This is a genomic window from Planktotalea sp. (genome assembly GCF_049680325.1).
GTDB lineage: Bacteria > Pseudomonadota > Alphaproteobacteria > Rhodobacterales > Rhodobacteraceae > Planktotalea.
This window is the reverse complement of the sequence record NZ_JBAUHO010000169.1, coordinates 1-13781: the sequence shown is the minus strand read 5'-3', so window position 1 is coordinate 13781 and position 13781 is coordinate 1. Positions and strand designations below refer to the sequence as shown.

The window sequence follows — 13781 nt, the reverse complement described above, 5'->3', positions numbered from 1 at the left end:
GGTTCCTATGGTGCTCGAAGCGCGCGGTCTGGATGTGACCCCCGGCATGATAAAGATCTTCCAGAACGCCAAAGCCGACAAGGCCGTCGCGGCCTTAGAAACCATCTATGCCGAAGAAGTCAGCCATGTCGCTTATGGCTCCAAGTGGTTCAACTTCATGTGCGGGCGCGAAAATCTGGACCCGAAAGAGGTGTTTCACGCGCTGGTGCGCCGCTATTTCCATGGCCTGCTAAAGCCGCCTTTTAACGAAGAAAAACGCGCGGATGCCGGCCTTCCGCCCGATTTCTATTGGCCGCTGACCGAAGATTTACCTGACCCGAAACAAGATTAAACACATCCTATCAAGCCCTTGAGTTCGGCGGATTTTTGCCACATTTTCCATATATTTCCCCCTAATTGGAATCACAAAGGCCAAATGACTTGCGCGCACGCATGTCGCTGGCTATTGGATTGGCAAGGTGCCGCGGATCATACACTCTGATCTACAATGAGCGCCACTATTGGGTTGGGACAATAAAGGGATGCTGGTTTGCGGACACGGCTTTCAATAAAAATCAATTCGCTCCTTGAGCGGTATTTTCCCGAGCGCAGATTGTTTCTGCGCTCCGATACGGACACGCGGTTTATCCGCTTGCGCCCGTCCACGCAGCTGATCGGCTTTGCCGGCTCTGCTGCCATCGTGGCTTGGGCGATTATTGCAACCTCTGTCTTGTTGATGGACTCGATTGGCGCGGGTAACTTTCGCGATCAAGCCCGGCGCGATCATCAAGCCTATGAGCGACGCCTGAACGAGCTGTCCTCGGAACGCGATGCGCGCACTGAAGAAGCCCTTGCGGCGCAAGAGCGATTTAACGCAGCTCTCAGCCAGATTTCCTTGATGCAGTCCGAATTACTGACCTCCGAGACGCGTCGACGCGAGCTTGAGACAGGGATCGACGTAATCCAGACGACACTGCGCAAGACGATGAAAGATCGTGAACTTGCACGCGATCAGGTTGCCACGCTCACCGAAGGTGGCGACGCGGCGACAAGCGGTGTGACGGATAACGCAGCGCTCGATTTTCTGACAACCGCGCTTGAAGCAACCGCGCAGGAACGCGATCAGGTTGTAGCCGATGCACAGGACGCTCTTATCAAGGCAGAAGAAATGAAGTCTGAGCTGCAAGTCATGGCGGACAAGAACGATCAGATATTCCGCCAGCTTGAAGAAGCCATGACCGTTTCGGTCAAGCCGCTCGACAAGATGTTCCGCGCAGCGGGCATGAACCCCGATCGCATTCTGAATGAAGTGCGCAAAGGCTATTCTGGCCAAGGTGGCCCGTTGATGCCGCTCAGCTTTTCGACGCGCGGTGAAGCGCCCTCGGGCGAAACCAAACGCGCCAACCAGATCCTGAAGGATATGGATTCTCTCAACCTTTACCGTATCGCCGCGCAGAAAGCGCCCTTTGCCTCCCCTGTTAAAAGCGCCTTCCGCTTTACATCCGGGTTTGGCCGTCGCTGGGGCCGCATGCACCAAGGTACAGATTTCGCCGCCGCACATGGCACGCCGATCTATGCAACAGCTGATGGCGTTGTGATCCACGCTGGCTGGCAGTCGGGCTATGGCAAGCTGGTAAAGATCCAGCACCAGTTCGGCATTGAAACACGCTACGCCCATCAATCTAAAATTCGCGTTAAAGTTGGACAAAGAGTCTCGCGCGGGCAACGAATTGGTGATATGGGCAATACTGGACGTTCTACTGGTACCCACTTACATTACGAAGTTCGTGTCGGTGGAAAAGCCGTCAATCCGATGATCTACATTAAGGCTGCAAACGATGTTTTCTAAAAGCAAAATCAATGAACCCGGCCCAAAGGCAGACGGCACAACACCAAGTGCATCAGAGGCAAGCAGCTCCGCTGCGTCTGCCGTGCCCCCACGCGCAAGCGAATTCAAGGCATCTGCACCAAAGGCAAAGCCACCTGCATCTATGCTTTCTGCGGATTTGCACATCACTGGCAATCTGAAAACCACTGGCGACATTCAAGTCGAAGGCACTGTGGAAGGCGACATTCGCGCCCATCTGCTTACGATTGGCGAAACAGCGACGATCAAGGGCGAAGTCATCGCGGATGATGTTGTCGTCAATGGCCGCATTGTTGGCCGTGTTCGCGGTCTTAAGGTGCGTTTGACTTCTACAGCGCGCGTCGAGGGTGACATCATCCACAAGACAATCGCTATCGAAAGCGGTGCGCATTTCGAAGGCTCTGTGCAACGTCAGGACGATCCGCTGAACACCAAAGGTGCAAGCAAGATTCCAACTGGCGCGCCGAAATCCGAGTGATTTCCTACCGCGTATCATTATTGATTGAGGGTCGCCCTGTGCGGCCCTTTTTCGTGTCTCCCTCGCCGTCGGGGGCAAGCGCGTGAGCGGAAAATACGATGCCTTTATGCCCGGCGCATCTGTAAAAGCGGTCAAACCTGATCCTCTCGCACTGCTGGGTTGGTCATCCTTCTTTTCGCGGCAAAGCGATGCGGAGGCTTTGGCGCTGACACCGCCGGTGCGCATTGCTTCCGTGCATCGTAGCGGCATGGCCGTGCAAGGTGTTGATATTCAGGCCGTGCTTCCACCGCGCGCCGATGCGACCGTCGGCGATTGGCTGCTTTATAACGCTGAATTACCGCAAGACAGCGAACTGCTAGAGCGCAAAAGCCTTATCAAGCGCCGCTCGCCCGGCAAGGATCGCTTCGAGCAACTGATCGCTGCCAATATCGACACAGCCTTTATCGTCACGTCCTGCAACGCGGATTTCAACATTGCGCGGTTAGAGCGTTACGTCGCCCTAGCCTTTGATGCAGAGGTCACGCCAGTGATCCTGATTACCAAGCCTGACCTATGCAGCGACATCGCGCCCTTTGTCGAGGAAGCACGCAGCATCTCTGATCTGGTCGATGTGCTTGCCCTTAACGCGAAGTCGCACGATGCGGCCAGCGCGCTTGCGCCTTGGTGCGCTGCAGGTCAAACCGTCGCTTTCCTTGGCTCGTCAGGGGTTGGGAAATCAACGCTGGCCAACGCTTTGGCGGGATCACAAGACATTGACACAGGCGACGTTCGTTTGGGTGACAGCAAGGGCCGTCATACGACGACGCGGCGACAGTTACACTTTGTCACCAGCGGATGCGCGGTGCTCGATACGCCCGGCATGAGAGAGCTACAGCTAACCGACGCTGCGGCAGGTGTCGGTGATGTGTTTGCCGATCTGGAAACGCTCGCCACCCGGTGCAAGTTCCGCGATTGTGCCCATGACAGCGAACCGGGATGCGCCGTCAAGCGCGCAATGGACACGGGTGAAATCGATCGCCCGCGCGTCGATCGCTGGCGCAAACTGGTGGCGGAGGATGCCTTTAACACGGCCTCGCTTTCCGAGCGAAAGCACAAGGAAAAGAACCTGAGCAAGATCATCAAATCACTGGATTTGAAGACTAAAAAGTAAGCACGGCGTTTCCGAGTGCCGCGCCCTAGAGCTCAAACATGTCAAGATGGTCGCTCGAGAGCGAGTCCTTGAGCGTGAATCCGTTCTTTATCAGAACCCGTGCTGAGGCGTCATTGTCATTGGCAACGCCCGCCCTTACGGTTGGATGCCCTAACTCATCAAGCCCGCCCAAAACCCCTTCTACAAGCTCACTCGCATAGCCCTGCCCCCATTCGGGTTCCGCGATGATGTAACCGATCATCAAGACAGCTGAGCCGCTATCATCCTCCTGCGAAGGATTGGCTTCGTCATCCTCGTCTTCGTCATCACCGTCAGTATGCAGCGCTAGAAACAGAAGCCCCAGCAAATCGGACGAGCCCGCAAGGCGCACCGTATAGACCTGACCGGCCTCGTCTCGCTCGGCGATCCAATCCTCAATAGCGTCTTCATCGCCAGTCAATGACAAATCCGCTGGCAAATACTCCAGCACCGCAGGGCTTAGCAGATCGACAATCGCGCTCTCCAATGCGCTGCGTGCCGCGGCATCCGCAATTTGCTCACCCCAATGAACAACCTGCAATCGCTCGGTTGAAAAAATCCTCCAACCTTGCATCGTCTTTTCTATCTGCCACTTACTCTTTACTCCTAACACACGGCCTACTCGTCAAGATCGGCCCCCCAATATAAAAAGTCCAGCCACGTTTGATGCAACTCTTTTTGCACCCGCGCAAGCGAGCGCCCGATCTTGTCCAACTCATGCGGGCTTGGCACACGCGGTTGGCGAAGCAGCTTCATTCCCGCCTCACGCGGCGTTCTGTTGCTCTTGCGCAGGTTACAGCTTTGGCATGCGGCAACGATGTTCTCAAAGGTCGCCGATCCTTTGCGCGAACGGGGCAATACGTGGTCAAAGGTCAGATCTTTTGCGGGTTTCTTGGTGCCGCAGTACTGGCAACAGAACCCATCCCGCAGGAAAAGGTTGTAACGCGTGAAAGCCGCGCTTTTGCGTCTGTGATACTGGCGTAGACACACAACCGCTGGCACATCGAAGGCCTGCGTCGCCGAATGCACGGCGATATCGTCGTAGGACTTCAGCTGCACAACGCGATCTTGCAGAACGGCGGTCATGGCTTCCTGCCAAGACCATGTTGATAGTGGCATCCAGCTTAGGGGTTGCATGTCGGCGTTCAGCACCAAAGTCCGGTGCGCGTTCAATGCATGCAGGTTCGGGTTGGCCTCGCTTAAGCGCATCTGAACCGCTCCGCAAAGCGGGATTTCGTCAGGCAGCGCGCGGTGCCTATGATGTTCAACCTTTTGAAGCCGATCACTCCCCTGATCGCCGTTCAGACACAGACCTAGCCCTGTGTCTTTCTGAGGCCACTATATATGGGGTTTACAATCTGGCAAGCCTGAAGACACGCTTGGGCATTCGGGCGGTTTCAGATAGACCACCCTGCGCCAAGAAGCAGCCGTTCAAGGCGCTTCCTGGATCTCAAGTTTCAGAGGATTATCTTTTGTGATTACAGGTTTAGCTTATCACGCATGAAGGCCAGCGCGACGGAAAGGCCGTCAGGCGCAATGCCGTGCGCGGTGCCTTTCATGATGTGCGCATAAACATCTTCGAAGCCGGCCTTTTGCAGTGCTTCGGCAGCTTCGGGCAAGGATTGGACAGGCACAACGTCATCCGCATCCCCGTGAACCAGCAAAATCGGCGGGCGCACGACGACTTCGTCGACCAGTGATTCCGGCGATAGCAAGCGCCCGGAAAAGCCGACGACGCCTGCAACCGCGTCTTCACGGCGCGGCGCAACATGCAAGGACATCATTGTGCCCTGCGAAAAACCGAAAAGCACGACCTGCTCTGGCAGAACGTCTTCATCCACCATGAGCGCATCAAGAAACGCGTTCAGGTCTTCAACAGCTGCGTTCATGCCACGTTCGGCTTCTTCTTCGCTTGAATTGTCGATCCAGGGGATCGGAAACCATTGATAGCCCATCGGCGCGCCCGCGCAGGCCTCGGGTGCATCGGGCGCGACGAACAGCGTGTCTGGCAAGTGCTCGCCTAGCGGGTCCGCAAGCCCGAGCAGATCGGCGCCATTGGCCCCATAACCGTGCAGGAAGACGACAATCGAACGCGTTTCGCCCGAAATTGGCGCGCGGCGCTCTGCATTAAGAACTCGTGTCATCGTATACCTTCCCTTGATTTCGCAACGCGGTAGTATGCCCAAAGTAGTCGCGCTGCAACCGAACGCCATGGCGACCAATCAGCAGCGATCAAGCGCATTTGTTTTTCTTTGGGCCTTTCTGGCAGATCAAGCAATATGCGCGCGGCTTCTTGCAGGGCCAGATCGCCATGTGCGAAAACATCCGCACGCCCAAGGCTGAACATCGCGTAGATTTCAGCGGTCCATTGGCCGATGCCTGTGACTTGGGTGAGCGTTTTAATCACCTCGTTAGATGGCAATGCGCGCAAGGACGGATAATCGATACGTGCCTCGGCAAGCGCACGGGCGTAACGCATCTTTTGCCCGCTTAGCCCTGCCGCGCGCAGATCTTCGTCGCTGGCTTTTGCGATATTGTCCTCGCAGGTTAGCTCCAACCCTTCCATTCGCGCCCAGATCGCGTTGGCAGAGGCTACAGAAACCTGCTGACCGATAATCGCGTTAAGAAGCTGATCGAACCCTTCAGGCTTAAGGCGCAATGGCAAAGGCGCGGTTTCTATTAGAGCCGCCTTAAAGCGCGGATCGAAACGCGAGAGCCATTTGGCCCCTTCTGCAACGCAGGCATCCCCCTTGATAACACGTTCATCCATGCGCGCTGCCCCAGTCTATGGCTTGTTCAATTGTCGATACACTCCGCGCTTCAGGCAAGGCGGGACGTTTTATCATCCCGACACGTATGCCCAACGTTCTTGCTGCGTCCAGTTTAGAGAAGCTGGCGTTGCCGCCGGCATTTTTGACGATAAGCCAGTCAACACCCAAGGATTTGAACAGGGCGATTTCGTCCTCAACCGAAAACGGCGGTCGTCCAATCAGGAATTCACCGTTCGGGAAGGGAAATGGCCCGTTTGGCGGGTCAATCTGACGGCATATCAATTTGCAGGACGACAGGTTTTCAAACCGCTCCAACGTTTTGCGCCCCGTTGCGAGAAAGACAATCGACGCTGGTTCAATATAATTCGCGGCGTCTTGTTCATCATCCAGCTTGGTCCAGTTATCGCCTTCAGATGCGATCCATTCAGGGCGCGTGAAAAGGCAATAGGGAATATTCAATTCGCCGCAAATCTGCGCCGTGCGCGCCGTGATCTCGCTCGCAAAGGGATGGGTTGCATCCAACACTGCCGAAATGGTGCTGTCTTTAAGAAACTGCCTGAACCCGTCCGCGCCGCCGAAACCGCCGACGCGGGTTGGAACCTCTTGCGCGCGCGGGCTGCGCGTTGCCCCGGCAAGCGATGCAATCAGGCCTATGCCTTGACGATGCAAAGCCGCCGCAATGTCGCGCCCTTCGCGCGTGCCAGACAGAACCAGAAGCGTCATGCGCGCGCCAGAACCTCGCCCTTGCGGTCAATCACGACCACGTCTGCGCCGACACTATCAGGCAGCATCGCACGCACGCTTAAAAGTGCGTTTCGCGCGACCCAATCCGCCATCGGGCTGCCGACGACATCATAGGCTTGCAAAGCTGTGTTCATGTCAGCCACCTCCGGCCGCGCCAAAACCAACGCCAGCGCTTTTAAATCCACTTGCGAGCGACCCGAGTGCAAATCACGCGCGCCTTGGGCCAACTTGGTCATCTTACCGATGCCGCCGCCTATCGTCACATGCGGCACAGGATGTTTGGCAATGTACTTCAACATACCGCCGACAAAATCACCCATATCGAGCATGGCGTGATCTGGCAGCCCATAGATATCTTGCACAACCCTTTCGCTGGTCGCACCGGTGCAACCCGCAACGCGGCCAAGCCCTTCGGCCCGCGCCACATCGACACCGCGATGGATAGAGGCAATCCAAGCCGCACAGCTAAACGGGCGCACGATGCCCGTTGTGCCAAGGATCGACAGGCCGCCAAGAATACCAAGACGCGGGTTCCACGTCTTTTCCGCCAGTTCAGCGCCGTTCGGCACGCTTAGTGTAATTGTGATGTCAGGGCGTTCACCGAGACGCGCCGCGGTGTCAACAACAACCGCCTGCATCATCTGGCGCGGCACCGGGTTGATTGCAGGCTCTCCCACCGCAATCGGAAGGCCGGGCCGCGTGACATGCCCGATGCCCTGCCCGCCTTTGAAAACAATACCGCCGCTTGAACAGTCTACGCGCGCTTCAATCAACGCGTGGTGCGTAACGTCTGGATCATCACCCGCATCTTTGATGACCGCCGCATAGGCCCAGCCATCGCCGATCTCGCTTTTCGCAATTTCGAAAACAGGGGTTTCACCGCGCGGCAGGGTGATTTGCACAGACCCGGGCACGCGCCCTTCCCATAACCCGCCAAGCGCCGCCTGCACAGCGGCAGTGGCGCAGGCACCTGTGGTCCAACCACGGCGCAATTCGGTATCGGGTTTCCTGCTCATCCCGCAGACTATAGGCGTGCAAATCCGTGCCGCCAATTCCTCATTCCATGTCGCTTGCACACTTTCGCATAATTCACACAAGGGTCATAAGGGGCGCATGAGCGACTCGCATTCACCTCTACCTGCCTTGCCAGGTGCTGACTGGCCCGAATTCCAGCCCGGTTGGGTCTGGCTTGCCGGTGCTGGTCCCGGTGATCCCGGGCTATTGACGCTTCATGCGCTCAATGCGCTGCGCCAGGCCGATGTGATCGTCTATGACGCACTGGTTCAAAGCGCCATTCTGGATTGGGCACCGCAGGCCAAGCATATTTACGCGGGCAAGCGCGGCGGCAAGCCAAGCGCGAAGCAACGCGATATTTCCTTGCATCTGGTCGAACTCGCGCAAGCGGGCAAACGTGTTTTGCGCCTGAAAGGCGGCGATCCGTTTGTATTCGGGCGCGGCGGCGAAGAAGGCCAGACGCTGGTGCAACATGGCGTTCCCATTCGGATTATTCCCGGCATTAGCGCGGGGATTGGTGGGCTTGCCTATGCGGGCATTCCGGTCACGCACCGCGATGTAAACCAGTCTGTAACTTTCGTGACCGGCCACGATCAGACGGGCGATACGCCCTCTTCGTTGAACTGGAAAGCCATTGCAGACGGCGCACAGGTGTTGGTGATCTACATGGGTATGAAGCATGTCGAGCGGATCGCGAATGCCCTGCTTGATGCTGGCCGTGATCCGAATGAACCAGCTGCAGTTGTGACATCCGCAACAACGCCTGAGCAACATGTGCTGGAAACAACGCTGGGAACAATGGCGCGCGATATTGAACAGGCGGGCCTGAACCCGCCGTCGATATTGTGCATTGGCCGCTCTGTGCTGATGCGCCAAGCACTGGATTGGCAGGCAATGGCGCAAGGCTTCGAGCCGCGCAACACCGATCCGCTCGGGCGAGGCCTGCCAGCCGAAGCGTCATGAAACGCGGCTCAGGACTTATCATTGCCGCGCCGTCCTCTGGCTCTGGCAAGACCACAATCACCCTTGGCCTGCTGCGCGCGCTGAAACGCAAAGGCATCGCTGTGCGCGGTGCCAAATCCGGCCCGGACTACATTGATCCACGCTTTCACGAGGCCGCCGCAGGCGCGCCCTGTTTCAATCTGGATGCCTGGGCAATGCGCCCCGAGCGTATCAAAACGCTTGCCGCTGGCGATGGCCCACTTCTCATCGAAGGGGCGATGGGCCTCTTTGATGGCGCACCGCCTGACGGGCGCGGCTCGGTTGCGGATGTGGCGCGCACGCTTGGTCTTGCGGTTATTCTGGTTGTCGATGCCGCGCGCATGGCGCAGTCTGCAGCGCCTATTGTTTATGGTTTCACGCATTATGATCCGAGCATTTTTATTGCTGGCGTGATCCTGAACAAAGTCGGCAGCGCGCGCCATGAAGCCATGCTGCGCCGCGCGATCGAACCTCTTAACGTTCCGGTGCTTGGCGCAATCCCGCGCAGCGCCGGGATTGAAACGCCCTCCCGCCACCTAGGTTTGGTGCAAGCGCAAGAGCGCGCCAATTTGAACGAGTTCATCGAAAAAGCGGCAGATCTAGTTGACGAAAACGTTGATCTAGTCGCGCTAAGCGATTTCGCAAGATTGCTACCCACCGCACCTGTTGCAAGCCCGATCGCTCCCCCCGCGCAGCGGATCGCTATTGCGCAAGACCGCGCTTTTGCCTTTGCCTATCCGCACATTTTGCAAGACTGGCACAGGGCGGGCGCTGAAATTCTGCCCTTTTCACCGCTTGAAAACGCGCCTGTGCCCGATGCTGATTTCGTCTTTCTTCCCGGTGGTTATCCAGAGCTTTACGCCGGACAGCTTGCCAGTGCAGATCGCTTCCTTGCTTCCCTGCGCGCACATGGAGTGAACAAACCCGTTTACGGTGAATGCGGCGGCTACATGATGCTTGGTGACGGCTTGATCGACGCGCAAGGAACGCGACACGCAATGGCCGGGTTGCTGCCGCTGGAAACCTCCTTCGCCGCGCGTCGATTGCACCTTGGTTACCGCACGCTCACTGCACTTGAAGGCCCGTTTCAGGGCAAATGGAATGCCCATGAATTCCACTATGCTAGCACACTGCGCGCGCAAGGCACTCCGCTGTTTCATGCTCAAGATGCAGAAGGCACTGCCCTGCCCGACATGGGTTTGACGCAAGGTCACATTAGCGGTTCCTTCGCCCATATCATTGATGCAGCATAAGTACGCTTGCGAGGCTTGCAATGCAGGCGTAAGGCAAGATTCATGACTCAAGCCATTTCATCACCCCGCCGTACCGTTTTCATCCTCATTCTGGCCCAGGCCCTTTTGGGTGCTCAGATGCCGATGCTATTTACAATTGCGGGTCTTGCAGGCCAATCGCTGGCGTCCAACATCTGCTTTGCGACAATGCCGATCTCGATGGTGGTCATTGGGTCTATGTGCGCCGCAACGCCGATTTCGGCAGTGATGCAGAAATACGGGCGCCGCGCTGGCTTTTGGATCGGCACTGCTGGCGGTGCCTTGGGCGGCTTGATCGGCGCGATCGCGCTTTACTATGCGTCCTTCCCGTTATTCCTGTTCGGCAGCTTCTTTACGGGCCTTTATATGAGCGCGCAGGGCTTTTACCGCTTTGCCGCCGCCGACACGGCGAGTGACGAGTTCCGGCCAAAGGCGATTTCCTACGTTATGGCGGGTGGCCTTGCCGCCGCAATCATTGGCCCACAATTGGTAAAACTTACGGCCGACGCCTATGTTGTTCCCTTCCTTGGCACCTATGCCGTTGTTATTGCAATCAACGTTATCGGCTCTGCGCTATTCCTTTTCATCAACATCCCGCCCCCCGCAGCGCCCGCCGAAGATGCACCAGCGGCCAAAAGCCGGCTCGAATTGTTAAAGACGCCGCGTATCGCCGTCGCGATGATTTGCGGTATGGTGTCATATGCCTTGATGAACCTTGTGATGACCTCGACGCCCCTGGCGGTTGTCGGGTGCGGGTATGAAACCAACACCGCGGCAGATGTTGTCACTGGCCATGTGCTTGCGATGTTCATCCCTTCCTTCTTTACGGGCCATCTGATTGCACGCTTTGGCGTGGAAAAGATCGTAGGCGCGGGCCTTGTTATCCTTGCGGCGGCGGGCGTTGTTGCGCTTAACGGCGTTGACATTGAAAACTTCTTTATCGCACTTATCCTGCTCGGTATCGGCTGGAACTTCGGCTTTATCGGCGCAACTGCGATGCTGACGTCGGCCCATGGGCCGCGTGATCGCGGACGTGTTCAGGGTATGAACGATCTGTTCGTGTTCGGCGGCGTGACTATGGCATCGCTTGCGTCGGGCGGTTTGATGAATTGCTCGGGCGGTGATCCGGTACAGGGCTGGACGGCTGTGAACCTTGCGATGATCCCGTTCCTTGCGCTCGCAGGCTCTGCGCTTATCTGGCTCGTGATGCGCCCGAAATCAATGGACGTTGCCTAACCCGTTACCAACGTCCCAAAAGCGCAGCTTTGGACAGACGAAGCGATGATTTGAACGCAGGCACCTCTAGGCGCCCCTCGCCCACGGCTGACGGATCATGCGCGGCTTGACGCAGGATCGGCTCGACGTGCCAAAGCGAAATACACGCCTCTTTCGCAAGCTTTGCGCGGCTCTTGCGCGCGGATTTCAGACGGCTTAATGCGCCATGTGCCAAGGCGGCAATCGCGTCATTTCGCCCATCCAGTAACGGCACACGTTTTGCCGCTTCCAATGCCGGGATTGCCTGAAAAAACCCGGCCAATCCAGCGGCATAGCCGGCATCCTTCGCGGCTAGCCGATCCGCAGTTCCAAGCGCATCACAGGCCGCGAAAAGCAATCCGCCCGCAGTATCTTCCAGATAGGCCATAAAGGCCGCCTCATCCTCGAAGGCGTCCTTATAGATGTCCCAGCGCCGCGCCGCGATCAGTTGATCCAGCGCCTCTGCGCCTGCCTTGCTAAGAACAGCTGCAAGCGGCGTTGCCACCTCGTGACGGCGAACCTCGCGCCCTTCGACGATTTCTTCCATAACATCGCGCCACCACTGTAGGCGCATCTCTGCAATCATTGGTTCCTGCGTCACCCAAGGCGCGCGCGAAATTTCGACATTGGCCGCATAGATCGGGAAAAGCACTGCGCGCACTTCGGCTGGTGCGGCCATGGCCGCGCGAAAACGGGGGGGATCCCCCCGCTCGACAATCGCGGCGCAAGCGTGCCAGCTAGGTGCGCTCATTTCAGCGCATCCTTAATCAGCGCCAAGGTTTCAGCAGCGTCGATGACGCTCAGATGGGTTTCACCTTCGATCAAGTGATAACTGCCTTTGTCTGTCACTGCGCTCATAACCTCTTGATACTTGTCCGCGAAGAATGCCTCGTCCTGCGTCCCCGCGATCAATGTGAAGTCGGGCAATGCCGCGATATCCTTAAGATAATCCATGCGCGGAGCAAAGCCTGTGTTCAAGCGGTAGGAATAGCGCAACGTCGCAAGATGTCCATATTTCCCCTGACGTGCAGCTTCGGGCATATTGAATTGAATGATCGGAAGATAGTTCAACGCAGTGATCTTGAAGGTGTTGAGCATCGACAAGCCGATGATGCGCCGTGTCATCGTATGGGCCCAACCGCCAGAGTTTTGGCGCGTCGTCGGCGCATTGTATTTCAGGAATGGCGCAAGCAGGATTGCTTGATCCATCATGGTCCCATGGGCACCGCCTGCAAAGCGCACCACAAGGCCACCGCCGGAAGAATGCCCGGCAAGCACAACTTGCTGGCCTTGCATGTGTTCTGCGTCGATGAGCTCTGCCAGATCGTCCTCCATCTGGTTGATGTAGTCCACATCCCCGCGTCGCTCGGGCGCAGCGCCATGGCCCCGCAGATCAGGGACAACAACATAAGCGTCATCCGCCAACGCACTGGCAATGCTGTTAAATTGCAATCCGACCCATCCTGATCCATGCACCAGTATCAACAAAGGCTTGTCCGCTGCTTTGCTGCCATAACGGCGCACGGGCATGTCCCAGCCGTCCTTCATCTTGACGCTGTTCTGCTCTGGGATTTCGGCAAACCCGCGCGCGATTGTGCTTTCAAAATCCAACCCTGCTTCGGCGTCTTTCTCGGAAAACACCTTGGGGCGATCAGAGGCAATCAGGCCAAGGGCTATCAATGCGGTAATCACGAGGCTTACCGCTGAAAACTTCAAGATTGTCATAAGCATATCAGTCGTCTTTCATGTAGAAAATATCATGCACCGTGACGCCAAGCGCCTGTGCGATTTGCATGGAAAGCAAGGTTGAGGGCACGAACACCCGGTTCTCGATTGTATTGATTGTCTTGCGCGACACGCCGACTTTTTCAGCGAGCGAGGCTTGCGTGAACCCTTTTTCGCTTCGCAGCTCTTTTAGCGTGTTGTGTAGCTCGGCCATGGCTTAGCCCCGCAACGTTATGACGCAAAAGAGCAGCAAGGGCGACGCACCATAGGCAGTTCCAAAGGCGGCAATGCCAGTGCTTTGCCCCACCCACCCGCGTGCAACCGCGAATGATGCGACAATGAATAGAACAAGGCCAAGCCAGTAAGAAAATTGCACCGCGCGGCCCCATTCAAGGCGATAAAGCTCGTCCATCGCGATGCCTGTGTTGCGTGCGCCTGCGGCAAAGGCAGAAAGGGAAATCACTATTGCGGCGCTTATGCCAGTCGCGCCTGGTAGCCAAGGCGAGAATGGCTGCGGTGTATCCCACAG

At 57.1% G+C, this 13781-nt stretch carries 17 protein-coding genes; 7 read left to right on the top strand and 10 right to left on the bottom strand.

Features of this window, described 5'->3' with window-relative positions:
- From WBC85_RS07855 to rsgA, 4 genes are all read left to right on the top strand, one after another.
- A partial coding sequence (locus WBC85_RS07855; RefSeq protein WP_424434913.1) for a DUF455 family protein occupies positions 1-331 on the top strand: 331 nt, incomplete at its 5' end.
- 198 nt (positions 332-529) lie between these two features.
- Positions 530-1828 (top strand): DUF5930 domain-containing protein, encoded by a 1299-nt coding sequence (locus WBC85_RS07850; RefSeq protein WP_424434910.1) that lies wholly within the window; start codon positions 530-532, stop codon positions 1826-1828.
- Positions 1818-2324 carry a bactofilin family protein gene (locus WBC85_RS07845; RefSeq protein ID WP_424434907.1) on the top strand — a complete coding sequence of 169 codons (507 nt, stop codon included), beginning with the start codon at positions 1818-1820 and terminating at the stop codon, positions 2322-2324. The genes WBC85_RS07850 and WBC85_RS07845 overlap by 11 nt, the downstream gene beginning before the upstream one ends.
- A gap of 82 nt (positions 2325-2406) precedes the next feature.
- The gene (gene rsgA, locus WBC85_RS07840) at positions 2407-3474 is read left to right on the top strand and encodes a ribosome small subunit-dependent GTPase A (RefSeq protein WP_424434904.1); all 1068 of its coding nucleotides are present in this window, start codon (positions 2407-2409) and stop codon (positions 3472-3474) included.
- A gap of 25 nt (positions 3475-3499) precedes the next feature.
- Here rsgA and WBC85_RS07835 read toward each other — a convergent pair whose 3' ends face one another.
- The 6 genes from WBC85_RS07835 to WBC85_RS07810 all read right to left on the bottom strand — a co-directional run bounded on the left by WBC85_RS07835 (position 3500) and on the right by WBC85_RS07810 (position 8023).
- Positions 3500-4066: a GNAT family N-acetyltransferase gene (locus WBC85_RS07835; protein WP_424434901.1), complete on the bottom strand. Its 567-nt coding sequence runs from the start codon at positions 4064-4066 to the stop codon at positions 3500-3502.
- A gap of 44 nt (positions 4067-4110) precedes the next feature.
- Positions 4111-4701, bottom strand: a complete 591-nt coding sequence (locus WBC85_RS07830; protein ID WP_424434898.1) for an HNH endonuclease — start codon at positions 4699-4701, stop codon at positions 4111-4113.
- A gap of 269 nt (positions 4702-4970) precedes the next feature.
- Positions 4971-5636 (bottom strand): alpha/beta hydrolase, encoded by a 666-nt coding sequence (locus WBC85_RS07825; RefSeq protein ID WP_424434895.1) that lies wholly within the window; start codon positions 5634-5636, stop codon positions 4971-4973.
- On the bottom strand, positions 5633-6262 hold the full coding sequence (locus WBC85_RS07820) for a DNA-3-methyladenine glycosylase family protein (protein WP_424434892.1): 630 nt from the start codon (positions 6260-6262) through the stop codon (positions 5633-5635). Before WBC85_RS07820 ends, WBC85_RS07825 begins: the two co-directional genes overlap by 4 nt.
- Positions 6255-6986: a cobalt-precorrin-6A reductase gene (locus tag WBC85_RS07815; RefSeq protein WP_424434889.1), complete on the bottom strand. Its 732-nt coding sequence runs from the start codon at positions 6984-6986 to the stop codon at positions 6255-6257. The genes WBC85_RS07820 and WBC85_RS07815 overlap by 8 nt, the downstream gene beginning before the upstream one ends.
- The gene (locus WBC85_RS07810; RefSeq protein WP_424434886.1) at positions 6983-8023 is read right to left on the bottom strand and encodes a cobalt-precorrin-5B (C(1))-methyltransferase; all 1041 of its coding nucleotides are present in this window, start codon (positions 8021-8023) and stop codon (positions 6983-6985) included. The genes WBC85_RS07815 and WBC85_RS07810 overlap by 4 nt, the downstream gene beginning before the upstream one ends.
- A gap of 97 nt (positions 8024-8120) precedes the next feature.
- Here WBC85_RS07810 and cobA point away from each other — a divergent pair, with 97 nt between their 5' ends.
- From cobA to WBC85_RS07795, 3 genes are read left to right on the top strand one after another with little or no spacing between them, the layout of a single operon-like run.
- On the top strand, positions 8121-8984 hold the full coding sequence (gene cobA, locus WBC85_RS07805) for a uroporphyrinogen-III C-methyltransferase (protein ID WP_424434883.1): 864 nt from the start codon (positions 8121-8123) through the stop codon (positions 8982-8984).
- Positions 8981-10255: a cobyrinate a,c-diamide synthase gene (locus tag WBC85_RS07800; RefSeq protein ID WP_424434880.1), complete on the top strand. Its 1275-nt coding sequence runs from the start codon at positions 8981-8983 to the stop codon at positions 10253-10255. Before cobA ends, WBC85_RS07800 begins: the two co-directional genes overlap by 4 nt.
- Before the next feature lie 42 nt (positions 10256-10297).
- Entirely contained in the window at positions 10298-11509 is a 1212-nt protein-coding gene (locus tag WBC85_RS07795; RefSeq protein WP_424434877.1) for an MFS transporter, read from the top strand.
- A 4-nt stretch (positions 11510-11513) separates the two neighbouring features.
- Here WBC85_RS07795 and WBC85_RS07790 read toward each other — a convergent pair whose 3' ends face one another.
- From WBC85_RS07790 to WBC85_RS07775, 4 genes are all read right to left on the bottom strand, one after another.
- Positions 11514-12278 (bottom strand): squalene/phytoene synthase family protein, encoded by a 765-nt coding sequence (locus WBC85_RS07790; protein ID WP_424434874.1) that lies wholly within the window; start codon positions 12276-12278, stop codon positions 11514-11516.
- Positions 12275-13258 (bottom strand): alpha/beta hydrolase, encoded by a 984-nt coding sequence (locus WBC85_RS07785; RefSeq protein WP_424434871.1) that lies wholly within the window; start codon positions 13256-13258, stop codon positions 12275-12277. The genes WBC85_RS07790 and WBC85_RS07785 overlap by 4 nt, the downstream gene beginning before the upstream one ends.
- Before the next feature lies 1 nt (position 13259).
- A complete protein-coding gene (locus WBC85_RS07780; protein ID WP_424434868.1) occupies positions 13260-13466 on the bottom strand; it encodes a helix-turn-helix transcriptional regulator in 207 nt (68 codons plus the stop codon).
- 3 nt (positions 13467-13469) lie between these two features.
- Positions 13470-13781: hypothetical protein (locus WBC85_RS07775; protein WP_424434865.1), on the bottom strand; the 312-nt coding region annotated here is incomplete at its 5' end.